Below are 19,249 nucleotides of genomic sequence, written 5' to 3' on the forward strand. Positions count from 1 at the left end.
GCGTGTGTCAGCCGAGTGCCTGCTCGAGATCGCCGATGAGATCAGCAGCGTCTTCGATACCTACCGACAAGCGAACGAGATTATCGGGAACCTCGAGCAGCGACCCTGCCGTCGATGCATGAGTCATGGCTCCGGGGTGTTCGATAAGTGATTCCACACCACCGAGGGACTCCGCGAGGGTGAAGATCTCGGTGCGAGCGCAGAAGTCGAGCGCTGCCTGCTGACCGCCGCCGAGCAGCACCGAAATCATGCCGCCGAAGCGTCGCATCTGCTTTGCCGCGACGTGATGCGAAGGGTGTTCCGGCAATCCGGGATAGATGACCTGTGAGATCGCCGGGTGACTGTTCAGCATCTCGACGAGCTTCTCGGCATTGTCGCTGTGACGCTCCATTCGCAACGCGAGCGTCTTGATGCCGCGCAGGGTCAAAAATGCGTCGAACGGTCCTGGCACTCCACCGGCCCCGTTCTGCAGAAACGCGAAGGCCGCGTCGAGCTCTTCGTCATCGGTGATCAGTGCCCCGCCGACGACGTCCGAGTGTCCGCCGATGTATTTCGTCGTCGAATGCAACACGACGTCTGCACCGAGCGCAAGTGGCTGCTGCAAGTAGGGCGAGGCGAAAGTATTGTCCACGACCAGCTTCGCGTTCGAGCCGTGAGCAACTTCTGCGAGTGCCTCGATGTCGCCGATGTTGAGCAGCGGGTTGGTCGGTGTCTCCACCCACACCAGCTTGGTATTCGGACGGATCGCCTGACGAACGGCATCGACATCGGACACTGCAGCGACGGAGTACTCGATACCCCACTGGGTGAAGACCTTGTCGATCAGGCGGAAGGTGCCGCCGTAAGCATCGTTCGGGATGACGAGGTGGTCACCGGGTCGCAGGGTCGCACGAAGGAGGCAGTCCGTGGCCGCCATGCCCGACGAGAACGCTCGGCCGTAGGTGCCGGATTCGATCGCGGCAAGGTTGGCTTCGAGCGGCCGACGCGTCGGGTTTCCAGTACGGGCGTACTCGAACCCACTACGCATGCCGCCGACGCCGTCCTGAGCGAACGTCGAGCTTGCATAGATAGGCACGTTGACCGCACCGGTCAACGGGTCGGGCTCGTACCCCGCGTGCACCGCCTTGGTGGAAAACCCCTGCTTATCACCCTGGGTCGTTCCGCTAGCTCCGCTCCCGGACGTGCTGTCTGCCTTGCTGCGCTGCTCACTCATGGCTTCCAGACTAATAGGTGCAGGAAATGGGTAGCCTGCGGGAGACTCAGCCGCACGAGATTTTCGGCGGCAACACTCATTCAAGCCAGCGGAGAACACCGCCGGAAGAAACGAGGCACACCGTGGCCGACTCGACACCCCGCAGCTCGCAGAGCGTCGAAGAATTGTTCGCTCTCGACTCGCTCCTGGACTCCGAAGAACGTCAGATTCGCGAGACGGTCCGCAAGTTGGGCAACGAGCGCATCCGCCCGCACTTGGCGGAATGGTACGAGGCGGGCACTGTCCCCGCTCGTGAGCTTGCGAAGGAACTGGGCTCACTCGGCCTGCTCGGGATGCACCTGGAGGGCTACGGCTGCGCTGGTACCTCAGCGACTGCATATGGATTGGCCTGTATGGAACTCGAAGCGATGGACTCCGGGATTCGCAGCCTCGTCTCTGTGCAAGGTTCGCTGGCGATGTTCGCGATCTGGAAGTTCGGCTCCGAAGAGCAGAAGCAGCATTGGCTCCCGTCGATGGCCGAGGGGTCGAGCATCGGATGCTTCGGGTTGACCGAGGCGGACTTCGGCTCGAACCCCAGCGGCATGAGGACCAGAGCGAAAAAGGACGGTAGCGACTGGATCCTCAACGGCAGCAAGATGTGGATCACCAACGGCCCGATCGCCGATGTCGCAGTCGTCTGGGCACAGACCGATGACAAAATTCGCGGCTTCGTCGTACCGACGGACACTCCGGGCTTCACCGCGAACACCGTAAAGAACAAGTTGTCGCTTCGCGCGTCCATCACCGGTGAACTCGTACTCGAGGACGTCAGGCTTCCCCACGACGCGATGCTCCCCGAGGCCCGCGGGCTCAGCGGCCCGCTCGGGTGCCTCAACGAGGCCCGCTTCGGCATCATTTTCGGTGCCATGGGAGCGGCCCGCGATTGCATGGAATCGGCGATCGAGTATGCCCAGACACGAGAGGTGTTCGACAAGCCCCTGGCCGCCTACCAGCTGACCCAGGCAAAGCTTGCGAACATGGCCCTGGAGCTCGGCAAGGGTCAACTCCTCGCACTCCACCTCGGGCGCCTGAAGGACAAGGGCGAACTGCGCGGTGAGCAAGTATCGGTCGGCAAACTCAACAATGTGCGGGAGGCGATCAAGATCGCCCGTGAATGTCGAACAATTTTGGGCGCCAACGGAATCACGCTGGAGTACCCGGTGCTACGGCACGCCAACAACCTCGAGTCCGTCCTCACCTACGAGGGCACGTCCGAGGTACATCAATTGGTGGTGGGCCAGGCACTGACCGGGTCGAGCGCGGTCCGATAGGTGCTCGGCGCACGTGAGTGGAATTTGCGCCCGAGGCGGGAAATTCCACTCACGTGGGGCTATGCGCCCTTGCTGAGGAATCCGAGAAGATCGTGGCGGGTGATGACGCCAACCGGCTTGCCTTCTTCGACGACCATGAGGGCATCGGTCTCCCCCAGCGCCTTCGTCGCGTCGGATACGTGCTCGCCTGCTCCGATGAGCGGGAACGGCTCGCTCATATGCTTGGCTACCGGATCGGCGAGTGCCGCGCGTCCTTCGAAGACTGCGCTGAGCAGATCGCGCTCGGTGACGCTTCCTGCAACCTCTCCTGCCATGACGGGCGGCTCGGCGCCGACGACCGGCATCTGCGAGACCCCGTATTCACGGAGAATCTCGATGGCGTCTCGGACCGTCTCCGACGGATGCGTGTGCACCAGCGCCGGTAATGCACCGGACTTGCCGCGCAGGACATCGCCGACCGACGGCTCATCGGTATTACCGTCGAGACGTGAACGCAGGAATCCGTACGAGGACATCCAGTCGTCGTTGAAGATCTTTGCCAGGTAACCGCGGCCACCGTCGGGCAAGAGCACGACGACGAGCGCATCGGGGCCTTCACGCTCGGCAACCTTGATCGCAGCTACCACTGCCATGCCGCAGGATCCGCCGACCAGCAGGCCTTCTTCCCGAGCCAACCGTCGTGTCATGTCGAACGAGTCCGCATCGGATACTGCGATGATTTCGTCGGGGATCGACGGGTCGTACGCGGTCGGCCAGAAGTCCTCGCCGACGCCCTCTACGAGGTACGGACGGCCGGTACCGCCGGAGTAGACCGAACCTTCAGGGTCGACGCCGACGACCTTGACCTTGCCGCCGGACATCTCCTTGAGGTACTTGCCTGTGCCGGAGATGGTGCCGCCGGTACCGACTCCCGCAACGAAGTGGGTGATCTTGCCGTCTGTATCGGCCCAGATCTCGGGGCCGGTGGTCTCGTAGTGGCTCTGGGGGCCTGCCGGGTTGGCGTACTGATTCGGCTTCCAGGCTCCGTCGATTTCCCGCACGAGACGATCGGAGACGCTGTAGTAGCTGTTCGGATCCTCCGGCGCGACGGCAGTCGGGCAGACCACGACCTCGGCGCCGTACGCACGGAGGACGTTGCGCTTGTCCTCCCCGACCTTGTCGGGGCAGACGAAGACGCACTTGTAACCCCGCTGCTGAGCTACCAGAGCCAACCCGACACCGGTGTTACCGGAGGTGGGCTCGACGATCGTCCCACCTGGCTTCAGTTCACCTGCAGCTTCGGCGGCATCGATCATCTTGACCGCGATGCGGTCCTTGGACGAGCCACCCGGGTTGAGGTATTCGATCTTGGCTGCGACCGTCCCTGCGTTGTCGCCGACAACGGAGGACAGCTTGACCAACGGAGTGTTGCCGATGAGTTCGGTGACGTGCTGAGCAATGCGCATTCCTACATCTTCCCAGACGCCACTGCGGGCGGCTTCTCGGTACCGCCGAGGCACGTCTAGTTCGTTGCATACGATGGACGGCATGGCGCAGAAAGAAAAGGACCTCGAGTGCCTGTGAATCGATGGCAAACGGCCGCCAAAGCAGGTGCCGCAACCGTATTGGCAGGCTCCTCCGCCGGCACTGCGTCCTGGGCTGCGTACAAGGCTCTGATGTCCCAGGCAAGTTCCGCGCGAGGTGTCATCGGACGGAACGTGACCAAACCTCCCGAAGCCGACGGCATCTATACCGCGGGATCACCGACCCCGCAGCGCTGGCGGCCCGGAGTCTCGGCCGATATTCACCTGATGGTCTTCGGTGACTCCACCGCTGCAGGCGTTGGCTGCGCCGTCGCGGAGGAGGTGCCAGGAGTCCTCGTGGCCCGCGGGTTGGCCGAGGAGACGGACAAGCGAATAAGACTGAGCACCAAAGCAATTGCTGGTGCAACATCGAAAGGTCTCGAAGGTCAGGTCGACGCGATGTTCGTCGCCGGTCCTGCGCCCGACGCCGTTGTCATTCTCATCGGCGCCAACGATGTCACCAAAAAATTCTCGATCAGCGCCTCGGCGACGCGACTCGGTGACGCGGTGGGTCGCCTGACTGCGCAGGGAACTGTGGTGGTGGTCGGAACGTGCCCCGACCTCGGAGTGGTCACAGCCATTCCGCAACCGCTGCGCACCGTCGTGCGGAACTGGGGCCTCCGACTCGCTCGCGCACAGTCAGCGGCCACCTTGTCCGCCGGCGGTCACCCGGTTGCCTTGGCGGATTTACTCGCACCAGAGTTCCTTGCGGCGCCGGAGACCATGTTCTCTGCCGATCGGTTCCACCCGTCGGCGGCGGGCTACGAATTAGCGGCACGTCAGTTGCTTCCTGTCCTGGCGGCCGCGCTCGGCGAATGGCGCGGCGGACCACTACCCCAGCTGCCCGAGGTATCCGCGGCAGTAGAGTCTCGCAGGTTCGGGCCTCGGGCAACCGCGTCGATCGAAAGGTTTCTGCGCCGTCGAGGTGCCGAAATAGAGGCACAGAACGGCTAGCGATATGTTCGATGCATCCAATGCCTGCTTGCGCAATTCCCGCAGTCAGCAGCCAACAAAGGAGATTTCATGCCAGAGGCAGTAATCGTCAGTACCGCTCGTTCACCTATCGGCCGCGCGATGAAGGGATCGCTCAAGGACATTCGTTCCGATGACTTGACCGTGCAGATGGTGGCCGCAGCACTCGCCAAGGTTCCCGAGCTCGACCCGACCGACATCGATGACCTGCTCCTCGGCTGTGGCCTTCCCGGCGGAATGCAGGGCAACAACCTCGCGCGGATCGTCGCTGTTCTTCTCGGTTACGACTCGCTGCCCGGTACGACCATCACCCGCTATTGTTCTTCTTCGCTGCAGACCACTCGCATGGCCATGCACGCGATCAAGGCCGGCGAAGGAGATGTCTTCATCTCTGCAGGCGTCGAGAGTGTTTCGAGCTTCGTTCACGGCAACTCCGATTCGCTTCCGCAGAGCCACAACCCGCTCTTCGCCGATGCCGAGGCACGCACCAAGAAGACGCAGGAAGAGGGCGCAGACAGCTGGACCGATCCCCGCGAGAACGGCAACCTCCCCGACGCGTACATCGCGATGGGTCAGACCGCCGAAAACGTTGCGCTCGTCACCGGCATCAGCCGCGAGGACCAGGATCACTGGGGCGTGCGGAGCCAGAATCGTGCCGAAGAAGCCATTGCCAGCGGATTCTTCGAGCGTGAAATCACCCCGGTCACGCTGCCCGACGGCACAGTCGTCTCGACGGACGACGGCCCGCGTGCAGGGACGACCTACGAGAAGATCAGTCAGCTCAAGCCGGTCTTTCGTCCGAACGGAACCATCACCGCAGGCAATGCTTGCCCGCTCAACGATGGTGCAGCCGCACTGGTGATCATGAGTGATACGAAGGCAAAGGCACTCGGCCTGACGCCTCTCGCGCGCATCGTCTCCACGGGTGTCACCGGCACCTCGCCCGAGATCATGGGTCTCGGCCCTATCGAAGCAACCCGCAAGGCGCTCTCGATCGCCGGAATGTCGATCTCCGATATCGACCTCTTCGAGATCAACGAAGCGTTTGCGGTCCAGGTTCTCGGATCTGCGCGTGATCTCGGCATCGATCACGACAAGCTCAACATCTCCGGTGGCGCTATCGCCATCGGACACCCCTTCGGGATGACCGGTGCTCGTATCACCACGACACTGCTGAACAACCTGAAGACCCAGGACAAGACATTCGGCGTCGAGACCATGTGTGTCGGCGGCGGCATGGGAATGGCAATGGTTCTGGAACGCCTCAGCTGATCGGGATGTCCCTGGTTTCCACTCTCATGAGAAAGGCCCCGCACTCCGATGGAGTGCGGGGCCTTTCTCATGAGTATCAGTCGTTGTTGAAGTAGCTCAGCAGACGCAAGATCTCGACGTAGAGCCAGACCAAGGTGATGGTCAATCCGAGAGCTACGCCCCACGCTGCCTTCTCGGGAGCCTGCGCGCGGATCAACTGATCGGCCTGATCGAAATCGAGCAGGAAGCTGAATGCCGCAATACCGATGCAGACGAGGCTGAAGATGATGGCCACAGTGCCACCGTCGCGCAGACCCAGTCCGCCTGCGGTGAAGAAGCTCGCCACCAGGTTGCCCAGCGCCAGCACGACTACGCCGATGAGAGCGCCGACAATCATCCGCGTCAATCGCGGGGTGACCCGGATAGCGCCGGTCTTGTAGACCACCAGCATGCCGAAGAAGACGCCGAACGTGCCGAGAACCGCCTGGGCGATGAGAGTGCTACCGCCCACACCCCCGAATTCGATACTCGTGAACATGAAGGACAACGCACCCAGGAAGAAACCCTCGGCTACCGCGTAGGCCAGCACGATGGCCTTGTTGTCCATTTTGCGGCCGAACGTCGCGAACAACACGAGGCCGAGACCGACGAGTCCGCCGCCGATGACGAACGGTGCGGCCAGGTCGGTGTTGCTGTCGACGAGCAGGTACGAGATGATCGCGGTGATCGACAGCACACCGAGTGTGATGCCCGTCTTGGTGACGACATCGTCGATCGTCATCGCCCGCGAAGTGGGACCCGTCCGATACGGCTCAGGCTGCGTACCCGGCTGCCCGAACTGCTGTGTGGCCTGCGAGGCACCAGCCGTCGCAGTGCCGAAAGTGGCGTATCCGCCGCCCTCCTGCTTGGGCAGGTTGCGGAACACCGGGTTGCTGGAGGTGCGCACCGTGTCTCTTTCCCTTCGTCGTATCGAGCAGACCGCGAGGAAGTCCCCGGGCACTTATATGAAGAACGTTCCACATCCGGACAAAAGTTCCCAGTCGGACCCGATATGTTCGGACAATTCGGACTTTACCGGCCCGCACGGTGGGTCGCTCGCACAAGCGGCAAATTCAGCCGTGCAGTATGGAGTGCATGAGCATCGAAGACGGACCCGGACAGACCCTCGATCAGAGCGAAAGCTTGGACTCGGACGAACTGCGCAACGACGACGGCGACACGGTCGTGGACGCACCGGACCACTGGAGTGAAGCAGACAAGTTCGGGACCACCGCCGAAGAAGCTCTCGAAGGTGAGAGCTTGGAGGAGAAGCTGTCCGAAGAAGAACCGGACATCGCGCTGGAATCCGAGGCACGTTCGGTTGCCGAAACTCCCGACGCAGAGTTGACCGAGGAACTGGTCGACCATGTGATCCTCGAATCCGACGAGGATCCCGATATCGACTACGCGGACGGTCAGCGACAGGCCGAGATCGTCGAAGGAACCTTGATCGAGGATCGCGGGCGTAATCGCGGTCAGATCGACGGGACCCCCGAAGACGGCGGCCCCGTCACCTAGCCGATCAGGCGACGGTCGACCGAGTGACGGTGAACTTCTTGTTCTTACCCCTCACTTCGGTCGGCCCGACAGCCTTCGCGAGCGCAGCCCGATAGTTCAAGTGCCAGTTGTATACGGTCCACAACTCACCGCCGGGCCGCAGAACCCGACCGGCTGCAGCGAAGAGCTTCTCGGCCCCACCGGTGTGCACCGCCGCGCCCTCGTGAAAGGGCGGGTTGCATACGATGAGGTCTACCGAATCGTCTTCCAGCGTTGCCATGGCGTCGTCCCGAAGGACCTCCACGGCAAGGCCGTTCGCCTCGGCCGTCGCGCGGGCGGAATCGACGGCCGCCGTCGAGCGATCGGTGGCCAGCACGCGAACTCCCTTGCGCTCACGCGCGAGCATGCACGCGACAATTCCTGTGCCACAACCGAGATCGACGACAACTTGCGCATCACGCTTCATTTTTCTCTCGTGCTCGAGAAGAAAACGGGTTCCGATGTCGAGCGTTGACCCGGCGAACACAGCACCGTGGGCTACCACCGTCAAGCCGATGTCTTCCAACGTCTGAGTGACCGGGTACGTACGCGACGTCGAACGAATCGGTGTCGCCGCGGACAACACCCGCGACTTCTGCCTGCCCCGCCCCGCGCTGAACGTCTCGAAATTCTTGCGCAGGATGTCGTTCATAGCCGGGAACATGTGTTTGTCGCGACCACCGGCAAGGACCAGCACGTCGTTCGGCGCGTAGGCGGCGATGACTTCGATCACCTCGGTCAGCTCGGCGATGCTGCGGGGCAGTTGCAACAAAACGACGTCAGCAGTCTGCAGAAGGTCCTCACCCAGCGAGAAGTTGCCGTACACCTCCGACAGTCCTACCGCTGCGGCATTACGTGCCAAGGCGGCCTCACTGGTCGACGAGTCCTGATGTACTCGAATGTCGGTGGCCCCGAACTGCACAGCAGCGCCGAGCGTGAGGGCGCCGTAACGGTCACCCACAACCGCGATCTGCACGTCAGGGTTCACCTGCAACGCAGCAGGTACCGAGTCGAGCAACAGGCGATCTGTGGGGTCTACGGCGAAGAGGTTGGGTGCTTCGGTGTCGGGAAATCGCCGTAGGCCGGCGAGGACGGATTCCAATTCGTGCATCCGACCAGTGTTTCACCCCTGGAATGCATATCCAAACACGTTGAACGTCAATAATTTCGACACGTCATCAGCGAGTCCGAATGGCATTTTCGGCCGATCGGGAGCATGCTCGTCGAATGGAACAACCGAAAAAGATCGAAGCGCTGTTCAGCCACGTGGAAGACGCGTCGGATGATGCACCTGCCGAAAACAAGAAGCCTGCCGTCTACACCACACTGTTCAGCGGCGAAACCCCGTCAGGACAAATAGCGTAGATAGTCCAAGGACTTGTCAGCGTGGACATGTGAGCGTTCGCTCCTGACCACCAGCCTGACCACCTGATTCGTGTCGATCACAAATGTTGTCCGCTTGACCGACAGCAACTGACGGATCATCGAAAATCGCGCCGAGTGTGACCTACCCCGACTGATGTCCTTCCTTCGCCTCAGCCTTGCGAGTGGCCCTCCGCGACGCACTCCGAATTGCTCGGCCACCGAGCCGTCGGTATCGGCGAGCATCGGATAGTCGAACGAGCGCTGCAGCGCGAAGTGTGACTGCTTACCGGTGGTGTCGGTGCTGATTCCGACTCGCTGAGCGCCGAACGACTCGAATGCACCCCCGAGGTCTCTGAAATGACATGCTTCTGCGGTGCATACGGGACTGGTCGCAGCCGGGTAGAAGAAAAGCACCACCGGGCCGTCGACCAGCAGTTTACTCAAGCTCCGGACGTTCCCCAGATGGTCTGGGAGTCGAAAATCCGGCGCGATATCGCCAGTACGCATGACTACGAGGCTACGTGACCTCCCGGCGGGCCGGTCGAGAAGCAGTACAAAATTCAATTCGAGAGTGGCCGAAACTGCATCTCAGGCTCCGACGAGCAACGTCGATCGGAGTCTGAGGAGGTCGTCTCCGTCGATTCCGATCGCGTCGAGATATCCATCGAACGATCCGTGTACTTGCTCGACGGCCTCCAGTCCGTGCCGGTAGTACCGCTCTGTCACCCCTAGAAGAGCATCGGACAATTCGATCGGTGCACTGTCTCCGTGGGCTGCCAATGTCGCCTGCACGTGGGCACGTAAGGAACCGACAGCGGCATTGCTGCGTAGGTAGTCGGCGACGATGTGCGCGTCGTCGACTCCGGCAGCGCGAAGCACCGTCGCAATAGTCCAACCAGCCCGATCCTTGCCTGCTGCACAATGCACCAGCACCGGTCCTTCACCGGTTCCCAGCGCCGTGACGACGCTCCGTATGGCGATACGGGCGCCCTCGAGCGACGCATAGGAGGTATAGGCACGCATCATGTAATCGAGTTGGGCGTCCTCGCTCGCAGTGATTCGCGACTCATGTGGGGCCTTTTCGCCCTTGTGGTTGTCGTAGGGAACGTTGTGCACACGAATGCTGCCTGGAACGCGGTCGGTTCCGCTTCTCTCGATCTCCGTCTCACCCCGCAGGTCGAAGACCTGCTTCACGCCGAGCCGGGTCAGCTCTTCGTGTCCACGAGCATCGAGCCGAGTCAGTTCCGACGACCGGTAGAGCAACCCTCGACGCACTTCGAGGCCGTCTGCTGTCCGTGCCCCTCCGACGTCACGAAAGTTCCATGCGCCCGACAGCTGAAACTGATCGTTCGTACTCGCTTCTCGCATTGCACGACCATAACCAATGCTTCGGACCGGTCACATTCTCGCAGTCCGGGCGTGCAACTCGGTCGGGCGGTAGCGTCAGCAGGTATGGCATCGAACTCCGAGGTCCGGACCTACGACGTAATCATCATCGGGGGCGGTATCGGAGGCGGATCGATCGGCTATGAACTCGCGTCCGACCGTACGGTGTGCCTTCTCGAACAGGAGTCGACGCTCGCATTCCATACCACTGGACGTTCGGCCGCATTGTTCCTCGAAACCTACGGCAACAAGACGATTCGAGCGTTGACGAGCGCAAGCAGAGCTTTCCTTCTCGAGCCGCCGGTGCATTTCGAGAGCGAACTACTTTCTCCTCGTTCGTTCCTGCAGTTCGCTGCCCGCGGACGCGGTGCTGTCCTCGAGTCCATGTTCGAACAAGTCCGATCGCTGACACCGGACGCGCAACTCGTTTCTTCTCGTGACGCCCACGATCTGTTCCCACCGCTACGGGCCGATCACATCGATCTCGCACTCCACGAGCCTGGTTCGATGCAGATCGACGTGCATGCCCTGCACCAGGGTTTCGTCCGCGGCCTGCGCAAGCGCGGTGGTCATGTCGAGACCGACAGCGGCGTCGTGAACCTGCAACGCCGCGAAGGGATCTGGCACGTGACTTCGCGCGACGGGACAGTACGTCGGGCCGAGATCGTCGTCAATGCTGCTGGAGCCTGGGCAGATTCGGTCGCCACCCTTGCCGGAGCGCAGCGATCCGGACTACGGCCACTACGTCGAACGATCTTCATGATCGGCGGCCCGGAGAAAATGGATACGAACGCGCTCCCCACGCTCAGCGACATCGACGAATCCTTCTATATCAAGCCCGAGGGTGCTCAGCTGCTCTGCTCACCTGCCGATGAGACACCGGTGGAACCCAGCGATGCACGGCCGGACGAACTCGAAATCGCCCGCGCCCTCGACGCCATACACGAGACCACGACTCTGACCGCCCGCCACGTGCGCTCGTCCTGGGCTGGTCTTCGGAGCTTCGTCGCGGATCGGACGCCGGTAGTCGGATTCGACCCGCGGGTCGACGGTTTCTTCTGGTGTGCGGGACAAGGCGGTTACGGCATCCAGACGTGTTCCGCACTCTCGCGCGTCGGAGCTGCACTGATCAGAGGAACGGATCTGCCGTCCGACGTCGTCGATCGCGGTCTGGCCGCCGCAGATCTCGCCCCTGCTCGCGACTTCGCTGTCCCACCCGAGGCCTGAGCGCACCTTTCGGCGCGCACGTCGTGGACTCCGCATATCGTGGACTGCATGACCGATCTGGACAGAACGGATGCCCGTTTGTTGCTCGCGTTGTGCGATCGCCCACGGGCCACAGGCGTAGAACTCGCGGGAGATCTAGGAATCTCGCGGAACACCGTGCAAGCTCGGTTGACCCGCTGGGACGAGAAGGACGCCCTCACCTCCATCGATCATCGGGTGCGTCCGAGAAGTCTCGGGTACGCACTGCAGGCTTTCGTGACCACCCGTGTCGACCAGCACAAACTCGCCGAGGTCACCGATCATCTCCGCACCATCGAGGAGGTACTCGAGGTATTCGGCCTGTCGGGTGCGTCGGACATGCACATTCGAATAGCCGCGGTCGATGCCGATGATCTGTACCGAGTCGCCGGACTGATATTGAAGATTCCGGGAGTGGAACGCACCAACATGTCCATCGCCATGAGCGAACTGATTCCGTATCGAACCCGGCCCTTGCTGAATCGCGCCGCCACCACACCGCGCAGCTGACCACTTCTTCCTATTCCTCAGTCCCCCAACCGAAGTGGCCCAATATCACCGAACACATCTCCCGGGCCAGGATTTGTTTTCGCTGTTTCACCGCCGAGATGATGCACCACTCCCCACACCGCATTGAGTGCAGTCTGGATCGCACCTTCGGCCCACCCTGCGGTCCACGAAATGTCGTCTCCGGCCAAAAAGATCCCACGATGCCGCTCATCGAAATCGTCTTGCAAGAAATGCGAGAACAATCGCTCCTGATATCGATAGTGGCCGGGCAGGTTGGCTTTGAAGGCTCCCATGAAGTCCCGCTCGGTCTCCCACGACAAGGTGACGGGATCTCCGATGATGTGACTTCGGAAGTCGACGCCCGGATAGATGCCCTCCAATGAACGAAGCATGATGTTCATCCGCTCGACCGGGTCCAGCGCCAACAACTTCAGGGAATCATCCGACCAGGTGTACGAGAGGCAGATCAGACCCGGTTTGCCCTCCCCCTGATCGAGCAGATACGTCCCCCGACTCATCCGATCCGTCAGCGTCATACTGACGATGTCGCGGCCGGTGAGCGGGTCCTTGTCCTTCCAGAACGGGCGGTCCACGAGCACGAACACCTTGGTCGAACCCATGTAATGCGTCCGCTCGACGGCCGTCCAATGGTCGATGGGAAGCAGATCGTCGTCACATTCGATGTTACTGAGCAACATCCACGACTGGGCGGTCACCACTGTCGCTGGGTAGGTACGGACTCCCCCTTCGCTGTCGTGCACCACCACGGCACCGGCGACGCGTCGTAATTCGGTCACCCGCGGACTCGGCGTCCCTCCGTTCAGCGACGCGACCGTGGTGCCCGCCGGCCAGTGCGCTGAGTGTGCTGCGGGCGCCGCGGGCGCCGCGCTTGTCCAGAGTCGTTGGGGTAATTGTTGAGCGCCACCGACGATGCCGCGATGGTGGTCGTCCGCTGCGGTCACCACGACCCGAAGGATTTCCAGGATGGAGTTGGGGTAGTCGGTGTCCCACCCTCCGGTGCCGAAACCGACCTGCCCGAACAGTTCTCGCAGACGGAATGATCCGAAGTGCTCGGACTCGGCCAGAAACCCATAGAATGTCTGATCGTCCAACCGCACTACGATCTCGTTCCACAGCCGCTTGATCTCGTGGGTGTCCCGCGCTCGGATCGCCCGCTGGAGGGGAACCAGTTCGGCATACTGTTCCAGAGTCCGCTGCCAGGCTCGGGCAACCTCGCCGAACACCGAGGGCAGATCGTCGAGACTGCGCGCGTAGTAGCTGACACCCTTGAGGTCGATCACGGTGCTCGGGGTGACCTCGGCAAGCGGATTGGGGAACGGCTCGGTGTGCAGACCCATTGCATCCAGATAGTGGAACAGCGCAGTCGACGAAGGAGGAAATCGCATTGCGCCCATCTCGGCCACTACTCCGCGGTGGCCGTCGAACTTCACCGACCGCATGCGACCGCCGATCTGATCCGACTCGTAGACAATCGGTTTCAGTCCGATTCTCATCAGTTCGTACGCGGCGACCATGCCCGCGAGACCGCCACCGATCACTGCTACCTCAGTTCCGTATGCCGATTCAGGCACCGAGCCGAGTCCGTTCGGGTGGGCCAGATAATCGTCGTACGCAAACGGAAAGTCCGGACCGAACATGGTCAGCGGTAACTCGTGGTCGTCTTCGACGGTGCTGTCCGGGCTGACGGGGGTGCTCATCCGCCACTCTTCCCATCCTGGGTGTAGAGATCGTGCCTCCGGTCGCCCAAGTGGGTATTGATCTCCCTCGACTTCCCACGTACACCGGGATCGATATCGACCGTGACAAGAGCCTCCCCACGGCCGGCACGGCCGAGTTCGGTTCCGTCGGGCGCTATGGCACAGGTGAGACCGCAGTACTGCAGATCGCCCTCGATTCCGCACCGATTCACGTAGGTGACGAACAGTTGACTTTCATAGGCCCGAGTCGGCACGACATGTGTGGCGACCATGTCGAACGGGTGCATCAGCCCAGTAGGGACGATCAACCATTCGGTTCCTGCATCGGCGTGCGCACGAACGACTTCGGGGAATTCCACGTCGTAGCAGGTAAGAAGTCCGCAAATCAACCCGCCGAAGTGAAACTGCACGACCAGTTCGTCGCCTGGAACGAAGTGCCCACGATCGAGCTCACCGAACAGATGCGTCTTGCGATATCGAGCCATGGTTGACCCGTCGCTACCCACTACCTGGACCGAATCGTAGATTCCTTCCTCGCTCCGCTCCGGATACCCGTACACCACAACGAGACCGGAGCTTCGGGCGATCTCGGCGACGGCATCGAAGATCGGCCCGTCCGCCGCTTCGGCACGTGCTTCTACGAGACGTCCGACGTCGTAGCCAGTCGTAGACATCTCTGGAGTGACGAGCATCGACGCTCCTGCGTCCGCTGCGGCAGTGGCCGCGCGCGATACCGCAGCGAGGTTGGCCTCGACGTCGCCTGCCAGTTCGGGGCCTTGAAACAGCGACACTCGTACCGCGGTAGTCATCGGCTGGTCCTTTCCGCAGGTTTCGCGTCCGGCAGGCAGGCGCGCTTGTTCGATAATCGTGCGCCAACGAGGCTGGGGCGGGCAACATAGCGCTATCGACAATTATCCGACCAACGACGCTGGACGTACCTGAAGAACTACCAGAAAGCGCTTCCTATGAGCAGCGAAACGCCACCGATCGGACCGGTCGACGCGAGAAAGGTCCCGCGGTTCGCAGAGCCGACGACGTTCGCGCGACTACCCCGGCTCGACGAAGTCTCTCGAGCCGACGTCACGATCCTCGGAGTTCCGTTCGATTCGGGGGTCAGCTATCGACCGGGGGCACGCTTCGGCCCCGGTCACATTCGCGCTGCGTCGAAGTTGCTTCGGCCGTACAACCCAGCCTTGAAAGTCTCACCGTTCGCCGAACAACAGGTCGCCGATTTCGGGGATATCGGCGTCAACCCGTTCGATATCACCGAGGCGCTGAATTCGGTGGAGTCGGCGGTGACCGATCTCCGCGCCGACGGTTCTTCGGTGCTGACCCTCGGTGGCGATCACACGATCGCCCTCCCGATCCTGCGTTCGCTCGCCCGCGATCACGGACCGGTCGCCGTGCTCCATTTCGATGCTCACCTCGATACGTGGGACACCTACTTCGGCGCCCCGTACACCCACGGCACCCCGTTTCGCCGCGCGAGCGAGGAGGGGCTCATCGACCTCGAACGCTCCCAGCACATCGGCATCCGCGGACCGCTCTACACCGAGCAAGACCTCGAAGACGACGGTGTTCTCGGATTCCAGGTGATCCGGTCGGATGACTACGAGGTCGACGGGGTCGCGAGCATCGTCGAGCGGATGCGGCAGCGACTCGACGGCGGTCCGGTGTACGTCTCGGTGGACATAGATGTTCTCGATCCGGCTCATGCACCGGGAACTGGTACCCCGGAGGCTGGGGGCATGACCTCGCGAGAGCTGTTGAACACGTTGCGTGGACTCGTAGGACTGAACGTGGTGGGTGCAGACATCGTGGAGGTCGCCCCTGCCTACGATCACGCCGAGATCACCGGTATCGCAGCAGCACACGTCGCCTACGAACTGTTGTCCGTTCTGGCACTGAATCGATAGTGCCGCCCCAGGCGCATACGATGAGACCGATGCCCACCCGATCGGACGCACCTGACCCGGACGGCAAGTACCAGCAGGTTGCCGACCTCGCAGCAGCCGACGCGGGTGGCTTGTCCACCGAACTTCTCGGAGATTTCCTCGAGGTACTCACCGACGCCGTCGCTGTTGGACGTCCATTGACACGTCGACAGCTGCGAGCATTGCGGGTTCATGGTGATACTGCCGCCAAGGAAGGCGTCGCGCTACGGGCGTTGCTCGACCTGTACTTGTCCTCGGCCTGGCGCCTGTGGCGCGAGCTCCCCGCAGTGGTGGACGCCGCCAAGAACCCCAGCGCTGTCGTGACCGCCGGTGAAGTGATGTTGCATGCCGTCGACGACGCTGTGGCAGAGCTCGCGGAGGCGTATCAGCTCGCCCGTAGAGCGTTGGTGCGTGCCGAGGTGTCCGCTCGACGCGAGTTCGTCGACGATCTGCTCTCGGGCAGCGCCGACATCGCAGGAGTGCTGGGTCGCGCAGAGTCGTTCGGACTGGACTTGACCGGACCACACGCTGTCGTGGTCGTAGAGGCGATGTCCCCGTTCACCGACGATGCTTCGATGATCACCGACGTCGAGCGCGCGATCGCCGGGAGCAAAGGTGACACCGAGACGCTGGTTGCCAGCAAGGAGGGCCGTCTCGTCGTCGTGTTCGCGGCGCCCGACCATCATGCGGTGAAACTGGTGACCGAACGTGTCCGAAGCACTGTCGGTCAAGTTCACGGCACCGATGGGTGGACTCAACGTTTGGGAGTGGGACGGCCTGGTCAGAGCGCTGCCGGGGTGGCGTCCTCCTACCGAGAGGCACTGGACGCGCTCGACCTGGCCGGCAAACTCGGACTCGACACACCGGTGTTGGATGCGCGCGATTTGCTGGTATATCGAGTGTTGCTCGATGACCGACCCGCGATCACCGATCTCGTCGAGACAGTACTGACGCCCCTGCTGGCTGCGCGCGGCGGCGCCGTACCACTTCTGCGCACGTTGTTCGCCTACTTCGAATCCGGGGGTAACTCTGCGATGACGGCGAGGTCGATGCACCTCTCGGTCCGCGCGGTCACTTACCGACTGGCGCGTATTGCCGAGCTGACCGGCCACGATGTGAACCACCCGAGCGAGAGATTCGCACTGCAGACAGCAGTATTCGGAGCGAAGTTACTGGACTGGCCGAGCAGCACCGCCTCGCAGTCTTAATTGCCGAATTACGGCAACGAAAACTGGACAAACATGTCCGCGATCGCACGGTGCGTGCCGCTTTCATGACAGGCACACTTGAGTAGTCGCGGTAAACAAAGTTGCCGCAGAGAACATCGAAGCGACAAGGAGCCCGTTCCATGGCGTCCCTGATCCAGAAGCTAGCTCTATTCACCAGTAAGGACTACCGCCGATGAACGTTCCTCTCTGGGCATGGGCGGCGTTTGCCGCGGTCGTGCTCACCCTGCTGGCCATCGATTTGCTTGCGCATCGCGGTGCACACGTCATCGGCTTCAAAGAGGCCGCATGGTGGAGTGCATTGTGGGTCGGCGTCGCACTCGTCTTCGGCGGAGTCGTCTTCGCAACTCTCGGTACGACGGCAGGCGTGGAATACACGACGGCCTGGCTGCTCGAAAAGAGCTTGTCCGTGGACAACCTCTTCGTATTCGCGTTGATCTTCGGCTACTTCAAGGTTCCGAAGGAATATCAGCACCGCGTTCTGTTCTTCGGCGTCATCGGCGCATTGGTCTTCCGCGGCATCTTCCTCGCCGCAGGTGTAGCAATCGTCAGCAAGTTCACGGTCGTATTGTTCGTCTTCGCAGCAATCCTGCTCTACAGCGCGTGGAAGCTGATGAAGGACGAGGACGATTCGTACGATCCCAGCACTTCACTTGCGGTTCGTCTGTTGCGCAGGGTTATCCCGGTTCGCGACGAGTATTCCGGCACGAAGTTCTTCGTCAAGGAGGCAGGCAAGCGCATTGCCACTCCGTTGTTGGCCGTCGTGGTTGCCATCGAAGCTGCCGATCTCGTTTTCGCTGTCGACAGCGTCCCTGCAGTTCTTGCCGTCAGCGACGATCCGTTCATCATCTACTCGTCGAATGCGTTCGCGATTCTCGGACTGCGCGCGTTGTACTTCCTGCTCTCCGGCCTGTTGGACAAGTTCCACTACCTGTCCAAGGGCTTGGCGATCATCCTCGGTTTCATCGGGGTCAAATTGATCTTGCAGGCCAGCCACAAGGTCATCAGCACCTCGATCCCCGAGATTCCATCGTTGGTCAGCCTCGCAGTCATCATCGCGGTACTGGCAGGCTCGATCATCCTCAGCTTCGTGCGCCCAGCAAAGGAGGAGCCTTCCGAGCTGGCTTCCGGCGAGAAGTAACACGGGCAAGGCAAAGGGGGGTAGCCGACCGGTCCGGTCGGCTACCCCCCTTTTTTCGGATCCACCTTCTCGGAACTGTGTTTCACTCCGGTTCGTCCTGGGTAGTTGTTCGTCATGACCACATCGAACTCATACACAGTTCCCGGCATGAGCACCGACGAGGGAGCGCGCGTCGCGGCATTGCTTCAGGATCGACTGAACGCATACAACGATCTTCACCTGACCCTCAAGCACATTCACTGGAATGTCGTGGGCCCCAACTTCATCTCCGTCCACGAGATGCTCGACCCTCAGGTGGAAACCGTACGCGGATTTGCCGATGACGTCGCCGAGCGCATTGCGACACTGGGGTCCTCGGCAATGGGTACACCGGGAACCATCGTCGAGCAGCGGTCATGGGACGACTACTCGATCGGGCGCGCCACGGCTATCGAGCACCTCGGCGCACTCGATCTCGTGTACACCGGTGTCATCACCGACACGCGCAAGGCAATCGAAGAAATCGGCAAGGTAGATCCAGTCACCGAGGACCTACTGATCGGCCAGAGCGGTCAGCTCGAACTCTTCCACTGGTTCGTTCGGGCACACTTGGAGAACTCCGGTGGACAGCTTTCCACAAGCGGCGCATCGAGCGAGAAGCAAGCTGCTGCGGACGCGAGCTGAGAGAATTCATTTCGAAACTTCGATCATGTTTGAGTCGGAATAATCCGGGGTAACATCAGTTGCCCGACTCTCCACTGAGGAGCGTCGTGTCTTTCGTCCAGCCAGTGGCGAACCGCTTGCGCGGGCATCTTTCATGTGTCATAACAATGACACCCAGAAGGCTATGTCGTCGTGGGCC

19 protein-coding genes are annotated in these 19,249 nt (G+C 61.7%); 11 read left to right on the forward strand and 8 right to left on the reverse strand.

Translation table 11 applies throughout. The annotated features are described in order from the left end of the window. Window positions 1-7 precede the first annotated feature (7 nt). Window positions 8-1,213, reverse strand: a complete 1,206-nt coding sequence (locus H2510_RS14125) for a cystathionine gamma-synthase (protein ID WP_088944909.1) — start codon at window positions 1,211-1,213, stop codon at window positions 8-10. A gap of 122 nt (window positions 1,214-1,335) precedes the next feature. On the opposite strand from H2510_RS14125, the gene H2510_RS14130 reads away from it, so the two are divergent. Further along, window positions 1,336-2,523, forward strand: coding sequence for an acyl-CoA dehydrogenase family protein (locus tag H2510_RS14130; protein ID WP_315901376.1), 1,188 nt, complete (start codon window positions 1,336-1,338; stop codon window positions 2,521-2,523). Window positions 2,524-2,582: 59 nt separating this feature from the next. On the opposite strand, the gene H2510_RS14135 is transcribed toward H2510_RS14130, so the two are convergent. After that, the gene (locus tag H2510_RS14135) at window positions 2,583-3,968 is read right to left on the reverse strand and encodes a cystathionine beta-synthase (RefSeq protein WP_186628953.1); all 1,386 of its coding nucleotides are present in this window, start codon (window positions 3,966-3,968) and stop codon (window positions 2,583-2,585) included. 108 nt (window positions 3,969-4,076) lie between these two features. Between H2510_RS14135 and H2510_RS14140 the strand changes: the two genes are divergently transcribed. Both H2510_RS14140 and H2510_RS14145 read left to right on the forward strand, forming a co-directional pair. After that, entirely contained in the window at window positions 4,077-5,039 is a 963-nt protein-coding gene (locus tag H2510_RS14140) for an SGNH/GDSL hydrolase family protein (RefSeq protein WP_186628954.1), read from the forward strand. Between the two features lie 69 nt (window positions 5,040-5,108). Then, window positions 5,109-6,329, forward strand: a complete 1,221-nt coding sequence (locus tag H2510_RS14145) for an acetyl-CoA C-acetyltransferase (protein WP_186628955.1) — start codon at window positions 5,109-5,111, stop codon at window positions 6,327-6,329. Between the two features lie 76 nt (window positions 6,330-6,405). Here H2510_RS14145 and H2510_RS14150 read toward each other — a convergent pair whose 3' ends face one another. Next, window positions 6,406-7,254: a Bax inhibitor-1/YccA family protein gene (locus tag H2510_RS14150; RefSeq protein ID WP_186628956.1), complete on the reverse strand. Its 849-nt coding sequence runs from the start codon at window positions 7,252-7,254 to the stop codon at window positions 6,406-6,408. Between the two features lie 188 nt (window positions 7,255-7,442). Between H2510_RS14150 and H2510_RS14155 the strand changes: the two genes are divergently transcribed. Next, window positions 7,443-7,865, forward strand: coding sequence for a hypothetical protein (locus H2510_RS14155; RefSeq protein ID WP_186628957.1), 423 nt, complete (start codon window positions 7,443-7,445; stop codon window positions 7,863-7,865). A gap of 4 nt (window positions 7,866-7,869) precedes the next feature. Here the strand turns inward: H2510_RS14155 and H2510_RS14160 are convergent, their stop codons facing one another. After that, entirely contained in the window at window positions 7,870-8,994 is a 1,125-nt protein-coding gene (locus H2510_RS14160; protein WP_186628958.1) for a class I SAM-dependent methyltransferase, read from the reverse strand. Between the two features lie 116 nt (window positions 8,995-9,110). Between H2510_RS14160 and H2510_RS14165 the strand changes: the two genes are divergently transcribed. After that, a complete protein-coding gene (locus H2510_RS14165; protein ID WP_168708277.1) occupies window positions 9,111-9,248 on the forward strand; it encodes a hypothetical protein in 138 nt (45 codons plus the stop codon). Here the strand turns inward: H2510_RS14165 and H2510_RS14170 are convergent. Both H2510_RS14170 and H2510_RS14175 read right to left on the reverse strand, forming a co-directional pair. Continuing rightward, a complete protein-coding gene (locus H2510_RS14170) occupies window positions 9,231-9,755 on the reverse strand; it encodes a peroxiredoxin (protein WP_186628959.1) in 525 nt (174 codons plus the stop codon). The genes H2510_RS14165 and H2510_RS14170 overlap by 18 nt on opposite strands. A gap of 81 nt (window positions 9,756-9,836) precedes the next feature. Beyond that, window positions 9,837-10,616: a tyrosine-protein phosphatase gene (locus H2510_RS14175; RefSeq protein ID WP_186628960.1), complete on the reverse strand. Its 780-nt coding sequence runs from the start codon at window positions 10,614-10,616 to the stop codon at window positions 9,837-9,839. Between the two features lie 84 nt (window positions 10,617-10,700). On the opposite strand from H2510_RS14175, the gene H2510_RS14180 reads away from it, so the two are divergent. Both H2510_RS14180 and H2510_RS14185 read left to right on the forward strand, forming a co-directional pair. Next, a complete protein-coding gene (locus H2510_RS14180) occupies window positions 10,701-11,861 on the forward strand; it encodes an FAD-binding oxidoreductase (RefSeq protein WP_186628961.1) in 1,161 nt (386 codons plus the stop codon). Window positions 11,862-11,909: 48 nt separating this feature from the next. Beyond that, a complete protein-coding gene (locus H2510_RS14185; protein WP_186628962.1) occupies window positions 11,910-12,389 on the forward strand; it encodes an Lrp/AsnC family transcriptional regulator in 480 nt (159 codons plus the stop codon). Between the two features lie 17 nt (window positions 12,390-12,406). On the opposite strand, the gene H2510_RS14190 is transcribed toward H2510_RS14185, so the two are convergent. Together H2510_RS14190 and H2510_RS14195 are read right to left on the reverse strand one after the other, a co-directional pair. Next, a complete protein-coding gene (locus H2510_RS14190) occupies window positions 12,407-14,107 on the reverse strand; it encodes an NAD(P)/FAD-dependent oxidoreductase (RefSeq protein WP_186628963.1) in 1,701 nt (566 codons plus the stop codon). After that, a complete protein-coding gene (locus H2510_RS14195; RefSeq protein ID WP_088944919.1) occupies window positions 14,104-14,916 on the reverse strand; it encodes a carbon-nitrogen hydrolase family protein in 813 nt (270 codons plus the stop codon). Before H2510_RS14195 ends, H2510_RS14190 begins: the two co-directional genes overlap by 4 nt. Before the next feature lie 156 nt (window positions 14,917-15,072). Between H2510_RS14195 and speB the strand changes: the two genes are divergently transcribed. From speB to H2510_RS14215, 4 genes are all read left to right on the forward strand, one after another. Further along, window positions 15,073-16,023, forward strand: a complete 951-nt coding sequence (gene speB / locus H2510_RS14200) for an agmatinase (RefSeq protein ID WP_088944920.1) — start codon at window positions 15,073-15,075, stop codon at window positions 16,021-16,023. Window positions 16,024-16,052: 29 nt separating this feature from the next. Then, entirely contained in the window at window positions 16,053-17,249 is a 1,197-nt protein-coding gene (locus H2510_RS14205) for a CdaR family transcriptional regulator (protein WP_186628964.1), read from the forward strand. A gap of 193 nt (window positions 17,250-17,442) precedes the next feature. Continuing rightward, window positions 17,443-18,408, forward strand: coding sequence for a TerC family protein (locus H2510_RS14210; protein ID WP_088944922.1), 966 nt, complete (start codon window positions 17,443-17,445; stop codon window positions 18,406-18,408). A gap of 114 nt (window positions 18,409-18,522) precedes the next feature. Then, the gene (locus tag H2510_RS14215; RefSeq protein WP_088944923.1) at window positions 18,523-19,071 is read left to right on the forward strand and encodes a Dps family protein; all 549 of its coding nucleotides are present in this window, start codon (window positions 18,523-18,525) and stop codon (window positions 19,069-19,071) included. Window positions 19,072-19,249 lie beyond the last annotated feature (178 nt).

The sequence above is a fragment of the Rhodococcus sp. BP22 genome (genome assembly GCF_014281965.1).
In the GTDB taxonomy this organism is placed as follows: domain Bacteria; phylum Actinomycetota; class Actinomycetes; order Mycobacteriales; family Mycobacteriaceae; genus Rhodococcoides.